We start from the raw sequence: 21,201 nt of genomic DNA, 5'->3' as shown, positions 1-21,201 counted from the left end.
TAAAGAATATTATACGTTGTCTTTACGTAGTGGATCTGCGTTCATTCTTTTTTGTTCAGCTAGATGACGCTCTTCCCAATAAGGTGCGTTTTTGATACCAAATTTGGCAGGATCAAAACTATAGCGTTTCACGCCAGCTTTACGCTGAGCTTCATAATCTTTTAGCATAGTCAATGTTGGACGAGCCACAATGAAGATGACCAAGATACCAACAATATTGAGCCAAGCCATGAGGCCAACACCAATATCACCAATAGCCCAGATATAACCAGCTGAATTCAAGCCACCGTAGGCAACCATCACCATGATTAGAATTTTGACTAAGAATAGACCAGTTTTATTGGCACCGCGACCGAGGAAGCGAGTCAAGTAAGCCACGTTTACTTCAGCGATGTAGTAGTAAGCCAAAATCGTAGTAAAGGCAAAGAAGAATACTGCGATGGCAATAAAGGTATTACCATAGGTGCCATAGACCGATTCCATTGCCATTTGCGTAAAGGCAGGTGAGTTAATCTCAACACCAGCAGCAACATTCTGTACGATAAACTGACCATCTGGAAGCGTACCTTGAATGTTATACATGCCTGTAGATAAAATCATAAAGGCGGTAGCAGAACAGACTAGCAACGTATCGACATATACTGAGAATGCCTGTACTAAACCTTGCTGTGATGGATGCTCAACTTCAGCAGCAGCAGCAGCGTGAGGGCCAGTACCTTGTCCAGCTTCGTTAGAGTAAATACCACGTTTTACACCCCAACCAATAGCAGCACCGAAACCTGCTTGTGCAGTGAATGCATCACCAATGATCATGCCAAATACATCTGGGATCAAGCTGACGTTAGAGAACATAATAATTAAGGCTAAAACGATATAACCTAGTGCCATAAAAGGTACAGCAAACTCGGTAAAAGTTGCAATACGCTTAATACCACCAAAGATGATGATACCTAGAACGACTAGAATGATACCTAGTGCCACTAAACGCATAGAGCCAACTTCTAGGCCTCCGACGTTCATGATAGTACCTTCACCCATCACCTGTGCGAATGCACTGATAACACCGTTTGCCTGTACGCCTGGTAAGAACATACCGCAAGCTAAAATAGAGGCGATGGCGAAGAGAATACCGTACCATTTTTGACCAAGGGCACGCTCAAAGTAATAAGCAGGGCCACCGCGATATTCGCCAGTAATCACATCTTTTTCTTTGTAAATCTGTGCAAGGGTAGACTCGACGTAGGCAGTAGATGCCCCTAAGAAGGCCACAACCCACATCCAAAATACTGCACCTGGACCACCGAAGCCGATAGCAGCAGCTACCCCAGCGATGTTACCCATACCCACGCGTCCTGCGAGTGAGACGGCAAGTGCCTGAAATGATGAAATACCTTGTGCGCTAGATTTACCAGTGAATAGTAATTTGATCATTTCACCGAATAGACGTACTTGTACGAAGCGCGTCATAATGGAATAAAACAGACCCGCACCCAGACACAGATAGATCAGTGCAGGGCTCCAGATAATTCCGTTTACTAAATTGACTAAACCTTCCATATGTATATTCCTAATACTGTCTCAAAGTGGCTATTAATACTCATACCGGCGTCAACCAATTGCTCTAGTGGCTCACTTAGTTTGCCTGCATAGACTTATACATCTCGTTAAGTCTGATATGTACTTAGCCACTCAGAATGGACTGTAGTTGTCTGTATTTATCCGCTTGGCCTATTCGCAACACTGACCATGTGTATACCGCTCATCAGAGTCAATTTCAAAATGAGCTGCAGTTGCAATCCTTTGCTGTCTTCATTATGCGGTACATCCAGTCATTACGTCATCGACGCAATAGCTGTTATAAATGGACCAGCGGATAAAACAGGCGGTTATATAATTAAATACTTATCAGTAAAGTGATAGCATTCAACTTGCTATGAGTCGTATCGATTGGCTACACTGGTAAAAGCTTGTCGATTTGTAAGTTGAGGCTTTGGCGATCCCTGAACAGAGTTAACCAGACGTTCGTAATCCTCTAATACTAAACAAACGATAAGTCCACTACCAAATGTATTCAAACCGTACGGCTACGTAACTGCAATTTGCCATATTTTTGGCACAATTACTAGAAATTTCTTTAAGAGTAGCAGGATATCTCGATGTTTGAGACGACAGACCCCACAATAAATAGCGATGAAACAAAGGAGTTTTGTAACTGCTACATTATTGTTTTACCCGCAGTCCAGAGCGAAATGGCTTATTAGTCAACATAATTAAGCTTTTAGATGAATATAACCATAGTGTAAGCAAGTATAAATGCCAATATGATTAGGCGTGGCGGTTGTGTTTTGGTAACGATGAATTGTAAAAAGTGGGTTATATCGCCATTATTGGCAGAATGTCTTGTAGGCTATAAAATGTAACCGTTACTAACGACTATCATTCTATTGAATAAAGTAGCAGTTGATGGACTGGATAATAGACGTACAGGATGGTTGAACAAGTGGTTATATCAGCTGTAAAAAAACGTGTTACTAGGTATTTGTTATTTAACATTATTAGGAGAGACAACGATGACGCGTAAATCCATTGTAAAACCCATGTTGCTATCAGCAGTATTAGCGACTTCTACCGTTGGTTTGACGGGTTGTGGTTATAACAATCTGCAAGCACAAGATGAGCAGGTAACGGCTTCGTGGTCAGAAGTAGTCAACCAATACCAACGCCGCTCAGACCTAGTGCCAAACTTGGTCAAAGTCGTACAGCAATACGCAGAGCAAGAGCAAGAGGTGTTTACCCAAGTGGCTGAAGCGCGCTCACGTGCCGGTGGTATCACGGTGACCCCTGAGGTGCTCAACGACCCTGAAGCGATGGAGCGTTATGCGGCTGCGCAAGAGCAGATGACTGGCGCTTTATCGCGTCTAATGGCCGTCTCTGAGCGCTATCCTGAGCTAAAGTCAGATGCCTTGTTCCAAGATTTGCAAGCACAGCTAGAAGGCACGGAAAACCGTATCGCCGTTGCTCGTAACCGCTATATTCAAGAAGTACAAAGCTATAATACGACGGTGCGTCAATTTCCAACCAATATCACTGCCAAAGTATTTGGTCTAGATACCAAGCCAAACTTTACAGTAGCCAACGAAGAAGCCATTTCAACAGCACCCAGTGTTGACTTTGGCGACGACGATGCAGCAGCTGCTCAGTAAAGTATGGTGCATAAAAAGTACGATGCATAATAAGGCTTGATGCTTAAAAGATAAACGAAGCTCATAGTTATTGCAGTAGTCGCCATTCATTCAGCACAGACGTCATTTGAGGTGGTATAGATTAGATGAATCATTCAAAAGCAATCTTATCAGTATTACTATTCACACTGAGCATCAGTAGTGCGCCAGTGCTGTATGCGGCACCTAATGATACGGCAGTGGCTACCGATAGTGGCTCAAACAGCCCCTCGAATCTGCAAAACCGCAGTGTCGAGGATCTGGTAGCCATTGCCAAAGCAGGCGAGTCCAACGAAGCCATAAATGATGCGGTATTGGGTAACGAGGCAATTAACGAAGCCATACTGGGCAACGATGCGATCAACCCTAATGCGGCTGACAATGACACGGCTAATAGTGAAAATCCAGCAACACGAGCGCCTGCTAAGCCAGCTGTTCAATCAAATGCTGAAAGTGTCGATGCGGACAAGCTCATATTAAACAGCCCTGTTATTGACCAAGCCAATATTTTAAACCCGCAAGAAAAGCAGCGCTTAGAGGCGCAGCTCAGAAGTATCTATCAACAAGGTTTAGCGCAGGCAGCTGTCGTCATTGTGCCGACTACCAATGGTTTGCCTATCTTTGACTATGCTTTGCAGGTTGCAGAGAAATGGCAATTGGGTGATAAAGATATCGATGATGGTTTGCTGATTGTCGTCGCAGTCAATGACCGTGATATGTATGTCCTAACGGGTTATGGGCTAGAGGGTGTGTTACCAGATGCTGCGGTTAACCGTATCATTCGTGAAGACATCACACCATTGTTTAAGCAAGACAACTATGGCGCAGGGATACTAGCAGGTGTCGAGGCATTTAAAACGCGTCTGACTGCAGATCCTGACGTATTGGCCCGTGCCGATGCTCAAGCTGCGGAGCGTAACGTTCAACAAGGCTCAGATGAGCTACCATCACCTATTTTCTTATTTATTATGGCAATGATCTTTGGTAGTTTTATTACCAATATTTTAGGCCGAGTATTTGGTTCTATCATTACCGCAGGTGGTTTTTTTGCTGGTTCACTGGCACTGGGCGGCGGGTTCTTCATGACATTGATTATGGCGATATTTATATGGCTATTTTTGATCTCACGCGGCGGCGGTGGCAAAGGTGGCGGCGGTAAAGGTGGCAGACGACGCGGCGGTATGATTTTCTTACCCGGTATGGGTGGCGGAAGTGGTGGCGGCTTTGGCGGTGGGGGTTTCGGAGGCGGCGGCTTTGGTGGCGGCGGTGGTGGATTTGGCGGTGGCGGCGCTGGTGGCTCATGGTAAGTAACTATTAAAAATTGTAAGTAACTATTAAAAATTGGTTAGTAAAAACCAAGCAAATGAAGCCGCAGTAAAAAAAACGCAAACAACCTGCAAAAATGATGTCTGTGAGGAAACAATTAAATGTCAGAAAACAATGCTCCAAAAGCCAGTTTTGCCCGCTGGTGGCGTCAAGTCCTATTTGTTCCTTTGCTGCACAGCAAATGGCTGACAGCGGAAGCCAAAGCCCGTTTGACAGATGAGGTCACTAGCGCAGAGCGTGGCCATCGTGGAGAAGTGTTTTTAATTATAGAAAACCACCTGCCGACTCAGGATGCTTATCATATCGACTGCCGCGAACGTGCGGTGGATTTGTTCAGCGAGTATCGAGTGTGGGACACCGAAGAAAATACGGGTGTCTTGGTTTATGTCAATATCTGTGAGCACCAATTAGAGATAGTTGCGGATCGCGGTATCAGCGCTCATGTGAGTCCCACAGTCTGGCGGGCAATGTGTGATAAAGCCGTGTCGGGTATCGCCAATAAAAACACCGAAGAGAGCTTGGCTGAATTATTAGACGAAGTTGGACAGGTATTGCGTCAGTACTATCATCTTGAGCATAACCCAGCAGGTAATGAGCTGTCCGATACGGTGGTGTTTTTGAAATAGCGTTTATGAAGTAGCATTTATGAAGTTATTCTTATAATAAGGTAGGACGTTTTGATCTTAATCTATAGGGTTTTAGGCGAAATCCAAATATAATAGACTTTTAAACAAGAGGGCGCTTCCAAACGCATCTATAGCCAGACACATTTATAGAGAGCAAGCCTCAGAAAGAAAGCCTTAGAAAAAAAGCCTTTATCAAAAACCATTACTGGAACACTATGATTGAGTTAATAAAGAAACTACCAAAAGCGGAACTTCATCTACATATTGAAGGCTCGCTAGAACCTGAGCTGATGTTTAGATTGGCGAAAAAAAACCAAGTAGAGATTCCTTATACAGACATAGAAGATGTACGCAATGCTTATAACTTCACCAACTTGCAGACCTTTTTAGATATCTACTATGCGGGTGCCAATGTCCTGCTCACAAAAGATGATTTTTATGATTTGACGTGGGAATATATTCTTAAATGTGTTGAAGACAACGTCATTCACACAGAGATATTTTTTGACCCACAGACGCATACTGAACGTGGTGTACCTTTTGAAGCCGTAATCACTGGTATCAAAGAAGCGCTCGTAGAGGCTAAAGAAAAGTATGGTATTACGTCTTGCATCATTATGTGCTTCTTAAGACATTTATCACAAGAAGAGGCGTTTGAAACCTTAGAGCAGGCATTGGCGTTCAAAAACGATATCATCGGTGTTGGTCTTGATTCATCAGAATTGGGCAATCCGCCATCAAAATTTAAAGAAGTATTTAAAAAAGCCAAAGAAGAAGGCTTTAAGCTGGTCGCTCATGCAGGCGAAGAGGCAGATTTTTCGTATATATATGAAGCTCTGGATTTATTAGAGATTAATAGAATCGATCATGGTGTGCAGTCTATAAAAAGCCCAGAATTGATGCAAAGGCTCAAAGACGAGCAAATGCCGCTGACAGTTTGTCCGAACTCAAATATCGAACTCAAGGTCTTTGAAAACTATAAAGAACACAATATCAAAGAGCTGCTGGATTATGGTTTGAATATTAGTGTCAATTCAGACGATCCAGCATATTTCAAAGGTTATATGAATCAGAACTTTATAAATATATGCGAAAACTTACCGCTAACGGAAGACGATGTCGTTACTTTAGTAAAGAACTCCTTTAACTCCTCATTTATCAGTGATGAGTTAAAAGAATCCTACTTAGCGAAGGTTGATCTTGCGTTGAAATAAGCTTTAATGCGTTTGTTTTTTAGTAGTGAAGGCTTAACGGTTGATATCAATCGTTAAGCCTTTTTTATTGTTCATTTTATACCCATACCTATAAAGCAGTAATTTCTTCTATAAGTAACGGCAAAATGACGCCAGCCTTTTCTGCTAGAGTGATATCAACGATGGTGTTTGGCGTTGGGTCGGGGTTTATCTCTATAATCTTGGCACCATTTTGCTTGGCTAGCTGTGCGAGACCTGCGGCAGGGTAAACAAGGCTTGATGTGCCAATACTGATACATACCTCGCAATTAGCCGCTGCTTCTTCTGCAATCTGCCATGCCTGTATGGGTAAGGCTTCTCCAAACCAAACAATATCTGGTCTAATATAGCCACCACAATGCGGGCAGGTCAGCAGGGCCTCATCGAAGCTCATGGTGTTTCGGTTATCGTATGAAGTTCTTGGCTGATCTTGATAGGGTGTCTGACATTGACCACAGCAGTTGCGCCACAGATGACCGTGTAAATGAGTCACCGAGCTACCAGCTTGCTCATGCAAATCATCGACATTCTGAGTGATGAGAGTCACTTGCTGATCAGAAGTTTGCGCATGGTATTGCCACTGAGCCAACGCATGATGGGCTGGATTTGGCGCTTTATCTGCTACCAGCTGTCTGCGCCACTGATACCATGACCACACGAGCTTTGGATCACGAGTGAACGCTTCAGGTGTGGCCAAATCCTCAACGCCGTAGTTCTCCCACAGTCCTGTCTGCTTGTCTCGAAACGTTGGAATGCCGCTTTCTGCTGAAATGCCAGCGCCAGTCAAAATGCAAATACGCTGTTTCGCTGCCAACAGTTTTGCCGCAAGTTTTACTTCTGCTATTAACGCTGGTGATAATTCTGCTAACATGAGCCAACCCTTGCTAATAATGGATATTTTTTCTTATGATAGACGGAATTTGGTGGCTTGTCATATTGTTCGCTGTCATCGCAGCCTTATGGTTCGCGGCAAAATCGCGCGGGGCAAAAGTAGGCGAAAAGCATAGTGGCGCAAAATCAAAAAATGCCACACCTAATGATGCTCTGCAAAAAACATCAGCGCTATTAAAGCAGTACTTTCCTGATTATCGAGTCACACGTAAGGCAAATCATTTACTCGTTAGCAAACAAGGCAAGAAAGTCGCAATGATTACGATTGATAAGAAGATTGCTACAAGTCAGCGCCGTCTAGGTGAGATACCAGTGATTAATTACCACCGAGTCCCCAGCCGTGACCAACTGACTGCAAATCTACAAGAGGCGGAGTAAATTTTGCTATACAGCCAATTCTCTATAAATTGGGTACGGTGTCAGTCTCGCTCAGTCTACTATTTATAGTATTTTCACTCGGCTTCCTTGTATCCAAATTATACCGAACCGACTACAGGTGAGAGCACTAGAAGTATACGGGCACAGAAAAGCGGCAAACCTTTTGAAGTGTGTTTGAGAAGTATGGACAATTTGGGGTAATGCTAAGGAAGGACTAAATACGATGATTGGTGCGCTCGGCGGGAATCGAACCCACGACCCTCGGCTTCGGAGACCGATACTCTATCCAACTGAGCTACGAGCGCATAATACGAGTTGACTGCTAGGTTGCTCAATACTGCGTTTAATTGAGTATTATTGGCAGGGCAGTCTGTCGAAAAATAAAGACCGCCTAGTCTAACAAATAAAAGCCAGAAAGCCAATGAGCGAAGCCCGCTATTGACGTTTTTTAAGAAAAAACAGGATAGTCAGTAAACAAGCATGGCAATTTGCCCGTCTTTTCCCTTATAATGTCAGGGAAAATTCATATTTATAATCACCGATTACAAGTGCGCGCGCTGACGGGATGGCTGTTTGCTATTGATGACGAAATGTTTGTCGTCGAAGGAGGATAAACAGAATGTCCAAATCATGCGAGCCCTTGTATCTGTAATAAGAGAACGTGACGAATGAGAAAAGTAGTGATGTTATCGGCAGCTGCCATTCTAGGAATTGCTAGTATCGCGGTGAGCCAAGCGGAAGATGTTGCAGGCACACCTGTAACTGTCTCTGATGTAGCAGAAGCGCAAGATGTGGTCGAAAACGCGCCACAACAGTTAGGTGATGATACTCAAGCTGCCGCCGATACTACAGATGACACTGCTGCGGTCGATGCGAGCGGGCAAGCAGACGGTACTACAGATGACGCTGCGGCAACGGAAGAAGTGGCAGCAGCAGCGCCTGCGGCGGATGAAGAACCCATTCCACAAGATACGCCGCAAGTACAGAAGCTCATTGCTTTGTATCCTAACTTGATTGCTCGTATTCAGCCTGTCGCTACAGTATGTTTCGAAGACGATGAGGTTTGTGATGTAACGGCACGCTCATCAGGTCCTTCGGCAGGTGATGGCCCTCGCGATGGCAAAGCAGTATACAATGCCGTGTGTCAGACTTGTCATGCTTCAGGTTTGCTTGGTTCACCTATGCTAGGGGATGCAGGGGCTTGGGGACCACGTATAGCAAAAGGTAAAGATACTCTATACACCCATGCGATCAATGGCTTCAACGCGATGCCTGCTAAAGGTGGTGCGGACATTCCGGATGAAGAAGTTCAAAATGCAGTAGATTATATGGTTGGTGAAGCCAGCTAATTATTGCTCAGCCATTACTGACCGTGATGAATAGCTTACTAAGCTTTTAAGATACGCATTGACTAAGCGCTTATTTCATTTAATGAGGTAGGCGCTTTTTTAATGATGAGTATTATTAATATGGTGCTTCTAATAGAACACAGTTGAAATTCGTTGCTAATAGCCTCACCTTAAGACATTAGATTGTCTCTGCCAAATATTAGGGCCTGTCATCAATTAGCGTATTTGTACATTTGCTGGTTTTAAAATAACTAAAGCCTGTTAAACACTGTCAGAAATGTTGTCAATATATTCATATCTACGGCGATTTCCTTCTTATTTAGCAGCAGTACTTCTCATTTTAAGCCGCACGGTATAAATGATGCCACGCCCTAGTATTTTAATAGTCAATTTTCACATAAATTTATAACAAATAAAGAGGTTTGCATGTCTGAGGCACCAGCGCTTACGATAAAAAATTTATCCAAGACTTATGACAATGGCTTTTCGGCATTGAAGGGAGTAGATCTCACAGTACCACAAGGTGGATTCTTTGCGTTACTTGGTCCCAATGGGGCGGGTAAATCAACAATGATTGGCATCATCAGCTCACTTTTTAAGCCCACAACAGGCAGTGTGCATATTTTTGGCAATGACTTGTTAGAGAACCCTTCGGTTGCTAAGCAATATCTTGGCGTAGTACCGCAAGAGTTTAACTTTAATATGTTCGAAAAAGTCGAAGATATTCTGATTACACAAGCAGGCTATTTTGGTATTTCTGCCAAAGAAGCAAAACCTCGGGCCGAGAGGCTATTGACCGCGCTTGGTTTGTGGGACAAGCGCGACAGTATGTCACGCGAGTTATCAGGTGGTATGAAACGTCGTTTGATGATTGCTCGAGCGTTGATCCACAAGCCTAAGCTATTGATTCTCGATGAACCAACCGCAGGGGTAGATATTGAGCTGCGCCGTTCTATGTGGGAATTCATGCAGCAGATTAATATCGAAGAGAACACCACGATTATTCTGACCACTCATTATCTTGAAGAGGCAGAGCAACTCTGTAAGCGTATCGCTATTTTAGACCATGGTGAGATTCGAATTAATACAGATATGAAGGATTTGCTCGCACAGCTATCGGTTGAGACCTTTGTCTTTGATATCTCTACTCCGCTTGAGCATCCGTTACAATTAACAGGTGTCACCGAAGTGACGCAGCCAGACGATTTTACGCTTGAGGTGACCTTAACAGAAGGCGAGTCATTGAATGGCGTGTTTGCGCAATTGTCTGAGCAAGGTATTACGATTGCTAGTATGCGTAATAAATCCAATCGTCTAGAAGAGTTGTTTATGCGCCTTGTCGACAAAAATATCCAGAATGGAGACAGTATGAAGGAGTCAGGACTATGAATCAGAAAATAGTAGTAGACCCTAGTGACAGCATGTCATGGTCCAAAAAATGGATTGCTTTTCAGACGATTTTGCTAAAAGAAGTGCGCCGTATTTTACGTATTTGGCCACAGACTTTATTGCCACCCGTGATTACTATGACGCTATACTTCGTTATCTTCGGTAGGATGATAGGCGACAGAGTGGGCGAGATGGGCGGTGTGCCTTATATGCAATTCATCGTTCCTGGTCTTATTATGATGGCGGTGATTACCAATAGTTACTCTAATGTGGTCTCCAGCTTTTTTAGTGCCAAGTTTACTTCGAGTATTGAGGAGCTGTTGGTTTCTCCTGTCTCTAAGCACGCTATCTTGATGGGTTATGTCAGCGGTGGTATCTTCCGCGGCTTGGCCATCGCTATTATCGTCTCCATCGTCGCGCTGTTTTTTACAGATCTTGGCATTGAGCATTTATTTGTGACGGTATTTACTGTGCTTGGCACTTCGATACTCTTTTCGCTTGGCGGCTTTATTAACGCCGTCTTTGCCCGCTCATTTGATGATATTTCTATTATTCCGAGCTTTGTATTAACCCCTTTGACTTTTTTGGGTGGGGTGTTTTACTCAATGGAAGGGTTATCAACATTTTGGCAAACCGTCTCCTTACTCAATCCCATTGTCTATATGGTAAACTCGTTTCGCTACGGGATTTTAGGGTATTCTGATGTCAATGTCTGGTATTCAATGGCAGCGATTTTTGTATTCTGCGTGGTGTTTTATATCATCTCGTATCGTCTGCTCAGTGATGGTTCGCGTGTGCGATTGTAAATATGATAGCCATCATTTGTCATAGATAGCTTGTAATCAATAGACTGATAACCTTATCATAAGAGCCTAATATTGTTGGGCTCTTTTTTATGCTTAAAATTTCTGTAAGAAGTATGAGTAAGGCTTTTACAGCCACGTTATTGAGTACAATTACAAGCATTGCCATCGCAGCCCCATTTGCGACAATGGATGATTATGATTGGGTCGTCATGAAGACGCCTTTAGACCCTGCATCGTATAAGTATAATTGCCATAATGACTACAACTATGAAACTTATGATGCTTTACAAAACTGCCTGTATAACTTGAGGGAAGATGCAGATAATGCGTTTAGTAAGCAATGGGGTATCAGCGATAAAGTAATTAGAGAGCGAAATGCAATTTATATTAAAGTCGCTAATCGTAAAAAACCACTAGTATTTGTTGATTATTCCAGTCCTTATGAGGAGGATTTTAATCCTTATTATTCTCTACAAGACTACGATAAATCACGGAAATTACTAACAATACATCAAAGCTTTTATGAAGGAGAGAGCTTGACAGTAGTTAATTTGGCTACTGGACTTTGGCAAGATTTTAGTCTCAGAAAGCTAAGTGTCTCTCCTGATATGAGATACATAGTCGGTTTTGAAAGTGAGATGGGAGCGACGGAACATGTCAACATTTTGGAGCGACAAGATAGTGGTTACTATGAGGGCTACTATAAACAAGTCTATAGCAGTAGTGAAGATTCAAAAAACTACGACAGCCATAAAATTTTTTATCAAGCAGACAAAGCGCAGCAGGTTTATGATAGCGAACCCTTTACTTGGGTAGATGATACTGAGTTTAATGGTGACAAGCTCTATGTGGATTCTTTTTATAAGTTAAATGAAGCAGATTCAGCGGCTTTTCGAATACGATATACCTTTGTACGCGATGACAAAACAGGTGCGTGGCAAATGCGCAAAGGTAGCGTCTAGTGATTTCTATCTCTTTTAATGTAAGGATAACGTTGATCATCGCAGGGCTATTTGTCTTGATCACAATAGCACCCTTAAATGCCCAAGCAGCATCTTCAGCCTTGCCTTCAGCGTTAACGCCATCGACCAACGATGATTTTTGGATAAAAGTTGCTACGCCTGTGGCAGCAGAAAGGTAGTTGTCGATACGGTTACACTGACTATCAAACTTTGACAGATTATAAAAACTGTATTTTTAACTTGTTGGAGCACAATGACAACTTACAAAGTCAAAAGTGGGGCTTGAGTGACCGTGTTATTCGAGAAAAAGATACTATTTATATCAGTACACCTTATATCCGTACACCCCATCATAAGCAGCCATTGCTATTTAAGGATTACCTTGAACCGTTTGAAGAAAATCATAGAATTCATTATGAATTGCAGGATTATGATAAATCACATCATCTGTTACAGTTACTACGTACCTTGTATGAGACACAGTCCACCATTATCGTCGATTTAAATACAGGACATTGGCAAGAGCTCTACGCTACTGACCTTATGTTTTCAGACGATATGACTCATATTGTGGGGTTTAATGGTAGGCAAAGTATGACTAAAGACATCGTAATATGAGAACCTCAAAAAAATAACAATGATAGACGCTATACAACGGTACTTGGTAGCAATGAACTATATGAGCAGAATTATGATAATAATAAAAAGCATGAGGTATACGAAGCGCGAGATATTAGTTGGACAGCCGATAATAAAATCAATGTTGATTTCTTTTATAGGATAAATCCAACAGATATCGTAGCGTCTAGAGCGCGTTATATTTATGCGACCGATGATAAAGAGGGTACATGGCAGAGAGTTTTATCTGATAACGATACTAATAATTAAGCAATGATAAAAAGGTCTGACTCTCATATGCAAGCAGCTCAAACAGTCGTTAAATTAACCCGTATTTGTATGGCGAGTACATTACTTTTAGTGCTACCAATGTCAGCACAAGCAAAATTACCCAAAGCAACAATGGATGATTATGTTTGGAAAACGCTAGATCCAATAAGAGGTTCAGGTTATTTTAAGAATGAATGTGAATACGATAGCCTGCCATCTTATAAGAAATGCCTTGGGGAAAGTTTGGATAAACATGATAACGAGCTTAGTAAAAAATGGGGACTGAGTGATCGTGTCACTAGAGAAAAAGATACGGTATATATCCAAGTACCCAATAGATCCCTGCCGTTAGTTTTTCGTGATGAACTGTTTGCTCCTAATGCTCAGTCTCACTCTTATTTTTCACTTTATGATTATGATAAAAAAAGACAGCTATTATACTTGTTGAGAAGTTTCCCTGAAGGGGAAGGTATTATACTTGTTAATCTCAGAACTGGTTTTAGTCAAGAGTTTGATGGTATCGACTTAAATGTATCACCAGATCAATCATACGTTACTACAGTAGATCGTTATATAGGTGAAGAAAATATTACGATTTGGCAAAAGCAGAAGAAAGGTGACTATAAAATTGTTTACGAGAGTAATCTTAGCGAATTAAAAGCGCATTTGGATTTTTACCAAAATAGAGACCAAAGGCATGATCTTGAAGATATTGATATTGAGTGGGAAGATAAGGATAGCGTTTTGGTCGATTTTTATTATCTTATTAATGGAACCGATGATACAGGCTATCGAGTACGATTTAATTATGTGAAGACAGAGCCTACTTCAGACTGGCAAATGATTCCCATAAAATAGCCCATTGCTGTAAAATAACGTGTTTCTGTTTCATTATATTTAAGTATGAAAGGTAAGTAATTTATGAGTATTCACGGTATCTTGGGTGAGCAAACCACCGACTATCCAACTGAGTATAGTCCAGAAACCTTGTATCCTATTGCCCGCAGTATGGGGCGCGCTGCTATTGGCTGGCAAGACGATAAGTTGATGGTTGGCGTCGATTGGTGGCAGGCATTCGAGATGTCTTGGCTTAACCAGCAAGGTATTTCACAGGTTGCCATCGCGCGCTTTAGTATACCCGCTAGTTCTCCATTTATCGTCGAGTCAAAATCACTCAAGCTATATCTAAACAGTATCAACTTTACTGAATTTACTAATTGGGTAGAGGTGCAAACGCTGATTGCCAAAGACTTATCTGCCTGCGTGCAAGCAGACGTGCAAGTTGAGTTATTTGGTTTAGATAATGAGCAAGGCAATGAGCAGTCGGGATTATTGATTGCTCAGCCTGAAGGTGCTTGTATCGATGATGCCTTAGCAGGTAGTAATGATAAAGTTGCATTATGCGAGCATCCCGATGCCTCGCTACTGAGTAACGCTGAAACGAATGTTAATTTAGAGATAGACAGCACTCAGCCTTATAATTTTTATTCAAATCTATTGCGTAGTAATTGTCCGGTGACCAATCAGCCCGATTGGGGCACGCTTGCGGTTTCGATTATCAGTAATAAGACAGTCGACGAAGCTGCAATGCTGCGTTATATTTTAAGTTTCCGTCAGCACAATGGCTTTCATGAACAGTGTGTGGAGCAAATATTCGCTGATTTGAGTCAATACTATGAGCCAAGCGAGCTGATGGTTCGTGCGTGGTATACGCGCCGAGGCGGTATCGATATCAACCCTTGTCGCGTGAGTGATATAAGATTATTGCCGAAGCCAAGCCGTTTAATTCGTCAGTAGAATTCTTAATCAACCCAAAACATATGACAATAATCTTATTCAAATAAAAAGCGCCTATCTCATTAATTGAGATAGGCGCTTTTTATGGCACAGTCTGTGCTAATCAGACTATTTGCCGCTTACTTTTGCTATGACTTCTTCACGGCTAAGCATTTGCTTTTCTGCTTCACGGCGATTGACGTACTCGTATTTGTCTTCAGCAAGATTGCGGTCAGAGACCACGATACGATGCGGAATACCAATCAATTCAAGATCAGCAAATTTGACGCCTGGACGCTCGTTACGATCGTCGAGCAACACATTGACACCTTGAGACTTTAGCTCTTCATACAGCGCAGTAGCGGTTTGCATGACGGTCTCTTCTTTCGACTTCATCGGTATGATAGCCACTTCAAAAGGCGCAATCGAGTCAGAAACAGTCGGCGTTTTTGGCCACATGATACCGTTTTCATCGTTGTTCTGTTCGATTGCAGCGGCGATGATGCGACTAACACCAATACCATAGCAACCCATCATTAGGGTAACTGGCTTGCCATCTTCACCTGAAACCTTACAGTTCATCGCTTGTGAGTACTTATCACCCAGCTGGAAGATATGACCAACTTCGATGCCGCGTTTGATTTTCAGGCTACCTTTACCGTCAGGAGAAGGGTCGCCCTCTTGCACATTTCGAACATCGACGATGCGGGTGAGACGGGTATCTCGTGCCCAATTCATACCAATAGTGTGCTTGTTAACTTCATTCGCACCAGTGACAAAGTCTGATAAGGCTGCTGCCGAGCGATCGACAAACACAGGCATATCTAAGTCAACACCAATATAACCTTTATGCAGACCAGCTGCTTTCAGTTCTTCATCAGAAGCTAGCGTCAACGGCACGTTTGCTTCTTCGATTTTTTCTGCTTTGATGGTGTTTAATTGATGATCACCGCGCAGCACAATCGCAATCAGCTGTGGCTCATCGTCTTCGGTATGACCATGGACGATTAAGGTTTTGACTGTGGTGGAGAGCGGAATGTCTAAGTGTTCTGCAACCATTTTACAGCTGGTCATATCTTCGGTTAAGACGTCTTCGCGTGCCATCTTGGGCGGCTGACGCTCAGCAGTGCTGACAGATTCTGCTAGTTCAACGTTGGCTGCATAGTCAGATGAGTCTGAGAATGCAATATCATCTTCGCCACTGTCTGCCAAGACATGGAATTCATGCGAGGCAAAACCACCGATAGAGCCTGTGTCCGCTTGTACTGCACGGAAATCTAAGCCCAAGCGGGTAAAGATACGCGTATAAGCGTCATACATATCATGATAAGTTTTAGCCAATGAGGCCTGATCAACATGAAATGAATAAGCATCTTTCATGGTGAACTCACGCGCACGCATCACGCCAAAACGTGGACGAATCTCATCACGAAACTTACCTTGAATCTGAAAGAAGGTAATCGGTAGCTGTTTATAACTACGTAGCTCGCCCTGAGCAAGATTGGTGATGACTTCTTCATGGGTTGGACCAAGCACAAAATCGCGATCATGACGGTCTTTAAAGCGCAACAGCTCAGGACCATAATCATCAAAACGTCCGGTCGTTTGCCAGAGTTCTGCTGGCTGAGTCATTGGCATGAGCACTTCTTGTGCACCGACATTTTGCATCTCTTCACGAACAATACGTTCGACTTTTTGTAAGATGCGCAGCCCCATGGGCAACCAAATATATAGTCCAGAAGCGATTTTGCGAATAAGACCGGCGCGCACCATCAATTGGCTAGAGGCGATATCAGCATCACTAGGGGTTTCTTTTAGAGTGGCAAACAAAAATTGACTGGCTTTCATAAATAAAGCGTAACCTTATCAACGATAAAAAAAATAAGAAATAGTAGGATGTTGAGCGTGTGGCTGAGAGTTTCAGAACCGCCGCAAGCTTACCTTTATTACTTGGTAATAGGCTAGGACATCGCCTAGCTAAAGGATGATTTCACAAAAAATACTTCAGTAACTACTTCCTGCATACAGCAGGGGAAGTTTTTAATTTATGCATCAATATATCGGGCTATTCAAACACCAATTTTCAGGCTAGAAGCCCGAAAAATAAATATATGCTGACATTTTTGTTCATGCAATCTGACTATGTTAGGTAAAGTTTGCCTAAGACGCAATGACTTTTTGTTTTTTCAGGCCGAACGTGACGTAAACAGGTAAATATCACCACAGTAACCCGATGATTTGCTGATTTTAAAGGCATTTGTGTGGAAATGTGTGGAAAGATATCGTGCTTTACATAGAGGTATTCATTAAAAATTATGTAGAGGATTGGTAGTTATTACTTGAAGTCGTTGCTCAAAAATAGCATTTATCATTTAGGACGTGATCTTTTGTATAGTCCTGACTGTGTAGTCCTAAAAGTATGTAGTTATAAAAATAAACGATGAAACTTTAAAGGTGCTTATATGAACCGTCCTGATAATCGCTCTCCTGTTGATAACCGTTCGACTAACACACAAGCGAAAAAACCCATTGCTTTGATGTCGTGGCTGGTGTTACTTATTGGGTTGGTCGCTATCGTTTTTGCTATCTATACTGCGCAAAATATAACTGAAGAAGCGCCGATAGAGACCATCACTCGTGAGGGTGTGGTCACGAAGATTCAGCAGCTCAATCGCCTGCAAACGGTCGCCTTTAGCGTAGATACTGTCATCACAAGCCAGCGTCCAGGGAGCTGGATGAAGTTATGGCAAGATGAGCAAAAGGGCTTGTTTATCGCCCGTGGTCGCGTAGAGGCAGGGATTGATCTGAGTGCATTGACGCCTGGAATGGTGCAAGTGATACCACCTACTACAGCGCAAATTAATGCCAGACTAGAGGAGGCGCAGGAAGGCGATAACAATACATCAGCTACTCCAGCTTCTATAATGCCGCAGATTAATATTACTTTGCCGCCTTCAGAGATATTTTCAGTCTATTTGGACGATATCGAAATTTATGATTGGCAGACAGGGGCTTTTGGCATGATGCAAGTGGATCCTAAGATATTTGACCAAGCACAAAGCATGGCGAAAAAAGAAGTGCTTGAACGTGCTTGTCGCGGTGATGTCATGAATATGGCATTACAGAACGCCCAAACGCAGTTGCAGCAACTGTTTGCGTTGACAGGTGCAATTGTGACGGTTACCACTCAAGGTGCAGGCGCGTGTCAATTGCCAGTAAGTACGTCGTAGATTTTGAGACCTAAATGCTTATTGAGGGCTCTAGTCAAGGCATCTCTTCATTTTTAGCCCACTTAGTCGCTTCCATTCAGATTGAGGACACGCCCTAATATTTTTAGTTCAAAATTATCGATAACCACGCTATCATAGTGGTATATAATGAATTTATTCTAAAAAAAGAATAAAGTACTGCTGAAATCGATTTTTCAAAGCCTACGTCTAAATGATGACACGCCCTAGAAAAATTTATACCAGTCTTATAAATATTGATGATAATAAAGCTCATATAATATAAGAGGTGATGCATATGGCAATTTTCAATGATCAACCTGCTACTAATGATAAGCGTGATAAATTGAATAAAAACCTCAAGCTAACAGAAAGACTTCCGTTTGCGACATGGATATTGTTAATTATCAGCTTTACCTTATTAGCATTTGCTTTGTATAGCATTCTAATAAAAACATTAGAGACGCCAAATAACACTCACAATGTTGATGTTCCCGAAAGCACTATGACGGAAGTTAAGTAGCGAAGCGGTTGGTCAGTCACGTGTCTTTTAGCCAATAGACCTTATTCTATGAATATTCGTCTCCCTATGATGCCATGCTTCATTATTTTTTAAATTCAGCAATCGCCAGTTGCCGTACCGCTTTGTGTTCGACCATTGGTGCGGGGTAATCTACCTTCCCAAACATATCGTCAGTGTTGATAGCTTTACGTATCTTGTCTTCGCTATGCAAGGTGCTGGCAGGCATATCCTTTAATTCAGGTAACCATTCCTTTATAAACTCCCCATCAGGGTCATGCGTTTTGGCTTGGCTAAAGGGATTCATAATACGGAAGTAGGGCGCAGAGTCCGTACCGGTCGAGGCGCTCCATTGCCAGCCGCCATTATTTGAGGCAAAGTCGCCGTCTATCAGCTGCTGCATGAAATAGCGCTCGCCCCATCGCCAATCAATCAGTAAATCCTTGGTCAAAAACATCGCGGTGACCATGCGCAAGCGATTGTGCATAAACCCCGTGGCATTTAAGCACCGCATCGCGGCATCGACTAAGGGCACACCAGTCCTGCCCGTACACCACGCATCAAAATCATCCTCATTGTACGACCAATTAATCTTAATATCGGTCTCATGTTTATAAGCTTGGTGCTGAATAAGCTTTGGTTTATCTGCTAATACATGACGATAAAAGTCTCGCCACGCCAGCTCACTGATCCAGCGGTTAATATCTTCATTGTCGCCATCATTACCATGCAGTTGTTCTTGTGCTTTAGCCGCTTGCAAGTAGCAAAGTCTGGGACTGATGACCCCAATCGTCAGATACGCTGACAACTGGCTAGTGGCGTGCAAGCTTGGTACATCGCGGCTCACATCGTAGTTATGAATGTCATCCGCAACGAATTGATCTAAGCGGTGACAAGCCGCCACTTCTCCAGCAGGATAGGCGTCACGTGCGTTAGTAAGCTGTGCCTCACTATCAATATGACTGAGCTGGGTATTATCTGCTAATGACTGTTGATAGTCTTCAACCACTTTTTGGCTTAACGCTTCTATCGCGTCGACAGTATTGACGGCCTGTTTTGATATTTCCAAAGTAGCCTTGTTGCTATCGATGTTGCTATCGATATCACTATCGATTGCTAAAGCTTTATGCATTTGTATGTTGCTAACTTCCAAGGTATGCCGCCACTTTTTATAAAATGGGGTAAATACCTGATACATACTATCGTCATTGGTGGTGATGCTTTTCGGTGGTAAAATGCATTGATCATGCCAGCGTATAAACTCGATGTCGTTTTTTGCTAGCAGCTTGTTAACTTGTTCATCGCGTTCAATCTCATTGCCCTCATATTCATGATTGGCCATGACGCCGCTAATATTATTGACTGCACATAAGGCGTTTAATGAATCCGCACAATCAGAGAAACTCTCGCAAATCTGTACATGCAAGGTGATATTTAATTGTTTGTGCAAGTCATTTGCCAATATAGGCAAGGTACGGGCGATATGATCGAGTTGAACCAATGACATATCGTGCGTTTGCCATTGCTCAGGCGTGAGGAAAAATACAGCGCTTACTGATGCGTCATTATCATGAGCACGCTCACAAAGCGCTGCTAAAGCGGTGTTGTCATGTAGGCGTAGATCACGGCGAAACCACATCAAATAATGGGCGGGGCTAGTGCTGGTATTATCATTGTTATTGTCATCGTTGTTATCAATGGTATTGGTAGTTGCCGACGCAGTGTTAGACATTAAGTATCCTCATATTAATCAATCGCAATCATAAACAAAACTATGAATAAAAGTATGCTAGGATAAGTTTTTGGATGCAATTGATTTACTCATTGAGTAACAAATCCTCATCATTTTATGCTCAATCGCTATGACAGCCAATCACTGGCTGCTGTACTTTAAGGTCACACCATGCACGTGAAGTTTTGCGGGTTTACCGACGTAGCTGATATTCATACTGCCACCCAATTGGGTGTAGATGCGGTCGGCTTGGTATTCTATCCGCCCAGTCCACGCGCTGTGACCATGGAACAAGCCAAAACCTTAATCACTGCCGTTCCTGCCTTTTTCAGTGTCGTCGCCTTGGTGGTTAATATGTCACACGAAGCGCTGGTTGAACTGGCGGACAATGTCGCATTTGATATCATTCAATTCCACGGTGATGAAAGCCCTGAGCAGTGCCAACAATTGGCAAACGCGGTCAATAAACGCTGGATAAAAGCCTTACGCATCAATGCAGAGCAAGATACGCTAGATAGTGTGGGCGCACGTATTGATAGCTTTGCAGCAGCAGGGGCGAGTAGTATTTTGCTCGATGCTTATCATCAACATAAATATGGCGGTACGGGTGCGCGCTTTGATTGGAGCCTTATTCCTCACCATAGCTCGTTACCGATTGTCTTAGCAGGCGGCCTTGATGCCCAAAATGTCGCTGCGACGACAGCGCTGCCCATTTATGCCGTTGATGTCAGCGGTGGCATCGAGGCAGCTAAAGGTAAAAAAGATGCTGCCAAAATGCGCGCCTTTATGAAAGCGGTCAAACGCGATCGATGGCAAAGCGTGACGGTCACTGACGCCATCTAAGCGATTCATAAAGCACCTTTATCCTTATTTGGTCG

Annotated in this window: 20 protein-coding genes and 1 tRNA gene; 16 read left to right on the top strand and 5 right to left on the bottom strand. The window is 42.9% G+C overall.

The window, feature by feature from the left end; all coding sequences use genetic code 11:
- Positions 1-9: 9 nt before the first annotated feature.
- Positions 10-1,557 (bottom strand): alanine/glycine:cation symporter family protein, encoded by a 1,548-nt coding sequence (locus JMY08_RS09030; RefSeq protein WP_010196574.1) that lies wholly within the window; start codon positions 1,555-1,557, stop codon positions 10-12.
- A 1,013-nt stretch (positions 1,558-2,570) separates the two neighbouring features.
- On the opposite strand from JMY08_RS09030, the gene JMY08_RS09025 reads away from it, so the two are divergent.
- The 4 genes from JMY08_RS09025 to JMY08_RS09010 all read left to right on the top strand — a co-directional run bounded on the left by JMY08_RS09025 (position 2,571) and on the right by JMY08_RS09010 (position 6,387).
- On the top strand, positions 2,571-3,203 hold the full coding sequence (locus JMY08_RS09025) for a LemA family protein (protein ID WP_189586868.1): 633 nt from the start codon (positions 2,571-2,573) through the stop codon (positions 3,201-3,203).
- Between the two features lie 125 nt (positions 3,204-3,328).
- Positions 3,329-4,528 (top strand): TPM domain-containing protein, encoded by a 1,200-nt coding sequence (locus tag JMY08_RS09020; protein ID WP_201592964.1) that lies wholly within the window; start codon positions 3,329-3,331, stop codon positions 4,526-4,528.
- Between the two features lie 120 nt (positions 4,529-4,648).
- A complete protein-coding gene (locus JMY08_RS09015) occupies positions 4,649-5,173 on the top strand; it encodes a TPM domain-containing protein (RefSeq protein WP_201592962.1) in 525 nt (174 codons plus the stop codon).
- Positions 5,174-5,388: 215 nt separating this feature from the next.
- On the top strand, positions 5,389-6,387 hold the full coding sequence (locus JMY08_RS09010; RefSeq protein ID WP_201592960.1) for an adenosine deaminase: 999 nt from the start codon (positions 5,389-5,391) through the stop codon (positions 6,385-6,387).
- 88 nt (positions 6,388-6,475) lie between these two features.
- Here the strand turns inward: JMY08_RS09010 and JMY08_RS09005 are convergent, their stop codons facing one another.
- Positions 6,476-7,276 carry an SIR2 family NAD-dependent protein deacylase gene (locus JMY08_RS09005; RefSeq protein WP_201592958.1) on the bottom strand — a complete coding sequence of 267 codons (801 nt, stop codon included), beginning with the start codon at positions 7,274-7,276 and terminating at the stop codon, positions 6,476-6,478.
- Positions 7,277-7,311: 35 nt separating this feature from the next.
- Between JMY08_RS09005 and JMY08_RS09000 the strand changes: the two genes are divergently transcribed.
- Positions 7,312-7,674, top strand: a complete 363-nt coding sequence (locus JMY08_RS09000; protein ID WP_201592956.1) for a hypothetical protein — start codon at positions 7,312-7,314, stop codon at positions 7,672-7,674.
- Positions 7,675-7,902: 228 nt separating this feature from the next.
- Here the strand turns inward: JMY08_RS09000 and JMY08_RS08995 are convergent.
- Positions 7,903-7,979: transfer RNA gene (locus JMY08_RS08995), tRNA-Arg, on the bottom strand.
- A 363-nt stretch (positions 7,980-8,342) separates the two neighbouring features.
- On the opposite strand from JMY08_RS08995, the gene JMY08_RS08990 reads away from it, so the two are divergent.
- From JMY08_RS08990 to queF, 8 genes are all read left to right on the top strand, one after another.
- Positions 8,343-9,023, top strand: a complete 681-nt coding sequence (locus JMY08_RS08990; protein ID WP_194621045.1) for a c-type cytochrome — start codon at positions 8,343-8,345, stop codon at positions 9,021-9,023.
- Positions 9,024-9,449: 426 nt separating this feature from the next.
- Positions 9,450-10,412 carry an ABC transporter ATP-binding protein gene (locus JMY08_RS08985; protein ID WP_189586204.1) on the top strand — a complete coding sequence of 321 codons (963 nt, stop codon included), beginning with the start codon at positions 9,450-9,452 and terminating at the stop codon, positions 10,410-10,412.
- A gap of 32 nt (positions 10,413-10,444) precedes the next feature.
- Positions 10,445-11,218 carry an ABC transporter permease gene (locus JMY08_RS08980; protein WP_189586377.1) on the top strand — a complete coding sequence of 258 codons (774 nt, stop codon included), beginning with the start codon at positions 10,445-10,447 and terminating at the stop codon, positions 11,216-11,218.
- Between the two features lie 89 nt (positions 11,219-11,307).
- Positions 11,308-12,180 (top strand): hypothetical protein, encoded by an 873-nt coding sequence (locus JMY08_RS08975; RefSeq protein WP_201592954.1) that lies wholly within the window; start codon positions 11,308-11,310, stop codon positions 12,178-12,180.
- Between the two features lie 56 nt (positions 12,181-12,236).
- A complete protein-coding gene (locus JMY08_RS14130) occupies positions 12,237-12,359 on the top strand; it encodes a hypothetical protein (RefSeq protein WP_264997272.1) in 123 nt (40 codons plus the stop codon).
- A gap of 31 nt (positions 12,360-12,390) precedes the next feature.
- Entirely contained in the window at positions 12,391-12,798 is a 408-nt protein-coding gene (locus tag JMY08_RS08970; protein ID WP_201592952.1) for a hypothetical protein, read from the top strand.
- 297 nt (positions 12,799-13,095) lie between these two features.
- Positions 13,096-13,926, top strand: a complete 831-nt coding sequence (locus tag JMY08_RS08965) for a hypothetical protein (protein WP_201592950.1) — start codon at positions 13,096-13,098, stop codon at positions 13,924-13,926.
- A gap of 63 nt (positions 13,927-13,989) precedes the next feature.
- On the top strand, positions 13,990-14,865 hold the full coding sequence (gene queF, locus JMY08_RS08960; protein WP_201592948.1) for an NADPH-dependent 7-cyano-7-deazaguanine reductase QueF: 876 nt from the start codon (positions 13,990-13,992) through the stop codon (positions 14,863-14,865).
- 108 nt (positions 14,866-14,973) lie between these two features.
- Here queF and JMY08_RS08955 read toward each other — a convergent pair whose 3' ends face one another.
- On the bottom strand, positions 14,974-16,692 hold the full coding sequence (locus JMY08_RS08955) for a proline--tRNA ligase (RefSeq protein WP_010196605.1): 1,719 nt from the start codon (positions 16,690-16,692) through the stop codon (positions 14,974-14,976).
- Positions 16,693-17,306: 614 nt separating this feature from the next.
- On the opposite strand from JMY08_RS08955, the gene JMY08_RS08950 reads away from it, so the two are divergent.
- A complete protein-coding gene (locus tag JMY08_RS08950) occupies positions 17,307-18,074 on the top strand; it encodes a DUF4230 domain-containing protein (protein WP_201592946.1) in 768 nt (255 codons plus the stop codon).
- Between the two features lie 295 nt (positions 18,075-18,369).
- Complete coding sequence (locus JMY08_RS08945) at positions 18,370-18,594, top strand: hypothetical protein (protein WP_201592944.1); 225 nt, start codon at positions 18,370-18,372, stop codon at positions 18,592-18,594.
- An 82-nt stretch (positions 18,595-18,676) separates the two neighbouring features.
- Here JMY08_RS08945 and JMY08_RS08940 read toward each other — a convergent pair whose 3' ends face one another.
- A complete protein-coding gene (locus JMY08_RS08940; RefSeq protein ID WP_201592942.1) occupies positions 18,677-20,323 on the bottom strand; it encodes a cryptochrome/photolyase family protein in 1,647 nt (548 codons plus the stop codon).
- A gap of 171 nt (positions 20,324-20,494) precedes the next feature.
- Between JMY08_RS08940 and JMY08_RS08935 the strand changes: the two genes are divergently transcribed.
- Complete coding sequence (locus tag JMY08_RS08935) at positions 20,495-21,166, top strand: phosphoribosylanthranilate isomerase (RefSeq protein WP_201592940.1); 672 nt, start codon at positions 20,495-20,497, stop codon at positions 21,164-21,166.
- Positions 21,167-21,201: the final 35 nt, after the last annotated feature.

This window comes from Psychrobacter sp. Pi2-51 (assembly GCF_904846665.1).
Classification (GTDB): Bacteria; Pseudomonadota; Gammaproteobacteria; order Pseudomonadales; family Moraxellaceae; genus Psychrobacter; species Psychrobacter glaciei.
The sequence above is the reverse complement of the archived record's forward strand: the minus strand, read 5'-3'. Positions and strand labels throughout refer to the sequence as shown.

What these genes read in the sequence shown, in the direction of transcription:
- JMY08_RS09020 (WP_201592964.1), top strand. Translation starts at nt 3,329, where the DNA reads ATGAATCATTCAAAAGCAATCTTATCAGTATTACTATTCACACTGAGC.
- JMY08_RS09015 (WP_201592962.1), top strand. Translation starts at nt 4,649, where the DNA reads ATGTCAGAAAACAATGCTCCAAAAGCCAGTTTTGCCCGCTGGTGGCGT.
- JMY08_RS09030 (WP_010196574.1), bottom strand. Translation starts at nt 1,557, where the DNA reads ATGGAAGGTTTAGTCAATTTAGTAAACGGAATTATCTGGAGCCCTGCA.
- JMY08_RS08990 (WP_194621045.1), top strand. Translation starts at nt 8,343, where the DNA reads ATGAGAAAAGTAGTGATGTTATCGGCAGCTGCCATTCTAGGAATTGCT.
- JMY08_RS08965 (WP_201592950.1), top strand. Translation starts at nt 13,096, where the DNA reads ATGCAAGCAGCTCAAACAGTCGTTAAATTAACCCGTATTTGTATGGCG.
- JMY08_RS08955 (WP_010196605.1), bottom strand. Translation starts at nt 16,692, where the DNA reads ATGAAAGCCAGTCAATTTTTGTTTGCCACTCTAAAAGAAACCCCTAGT.
- JMY08_RS08975 (WP_201592954.1), top strand. Translation starts at nt 11,308, where the DNA reads ATGCTTAAAATTTCTGTAAGAAGTATGAGTAAGGCTTTTACAGCCACG.
- JMY08_RS08980 (WP_189586377.1), top strand. Translation starts at nt 10,445, where the DNA reads ATGTCATGGTCCAAAAAATGGATTGCTTTTCAGACGATTTTGCTAAAA.
- queF (WP_201592948.1), top strand. Translation starts at nt 13,990, where the DNA reads ATGAGTATTCACGGTATCTTGGGTGAGCAAACCACCGACTATCCAACT.
- JMY08_RS09010 (WP_201592960.1), top strand. Translation starts at nt 5,389, where the DNA reads ATGATTGAGTTAATAAAGAAACTACCAAAAGCGGAACTTCATCTACAT.
- JMY08_RS08985 (WP_189586204.1), top strand. Translation starts at nt 9,450, where the DNA reads ATGTCTGAGGCACCAGCGCTTACGATAAAAAATTTATCCAAGACTTAT.
- JMY08_RS09000 (WP_201592956.1), top strand. Translation starts at nt 7,312, where the DNA reads ATGATAGACGGAATTTGGTGGCTTGTCATATTGTTCGCTGTCATCGCA.
- JMY08_RS09005 (WP_201592958.1), bottom strand. Translation starts at nt 7,276, where the DNA reads ATGTTAGCAGAATTATCACCAGCGTTAATAGCAGAAGTAAAACTTGCG.
- JMY08_RS08950 (WP_201592946.1), top strand. Translation starts at nt 17,307, where the DNA reads ATGAACCGTCCTGATAATCGCTCTCCTGTTGATAACCGTTCGACTAAC.
- JMY08_RS08940 (WP_201592942.1), bottom strand. Translation starts at nt 20,323, where the DNA reads ATGTCTAACACTGCGTCGGCAACTACCAATACCATTGATAACAACGAT.
- JMY08_RS08945 (WP_201592944.1), top strand. Translation starts at nt 18,370, where the DNA reads ATGGCAATTTTCAATGATCAACCTGCTACTAATGATAAGCGTGATAAA.
- JMY08_RS08935 (WP_201592940.1), top strand. Translation starts at nt 20,495, where the DNA reads ATGCACGTGAAGTTTTGCGGGTTTACCGACGTAGCTGATATTCATACT.
- JMY08_RS09025 (WP_189586868.1), top strand. Translation starts at nt 2,571, where the DNA reads ATGACGCGTAAATCCATTGTAAAACCCATGTTGCTATCAGCAGTATTA.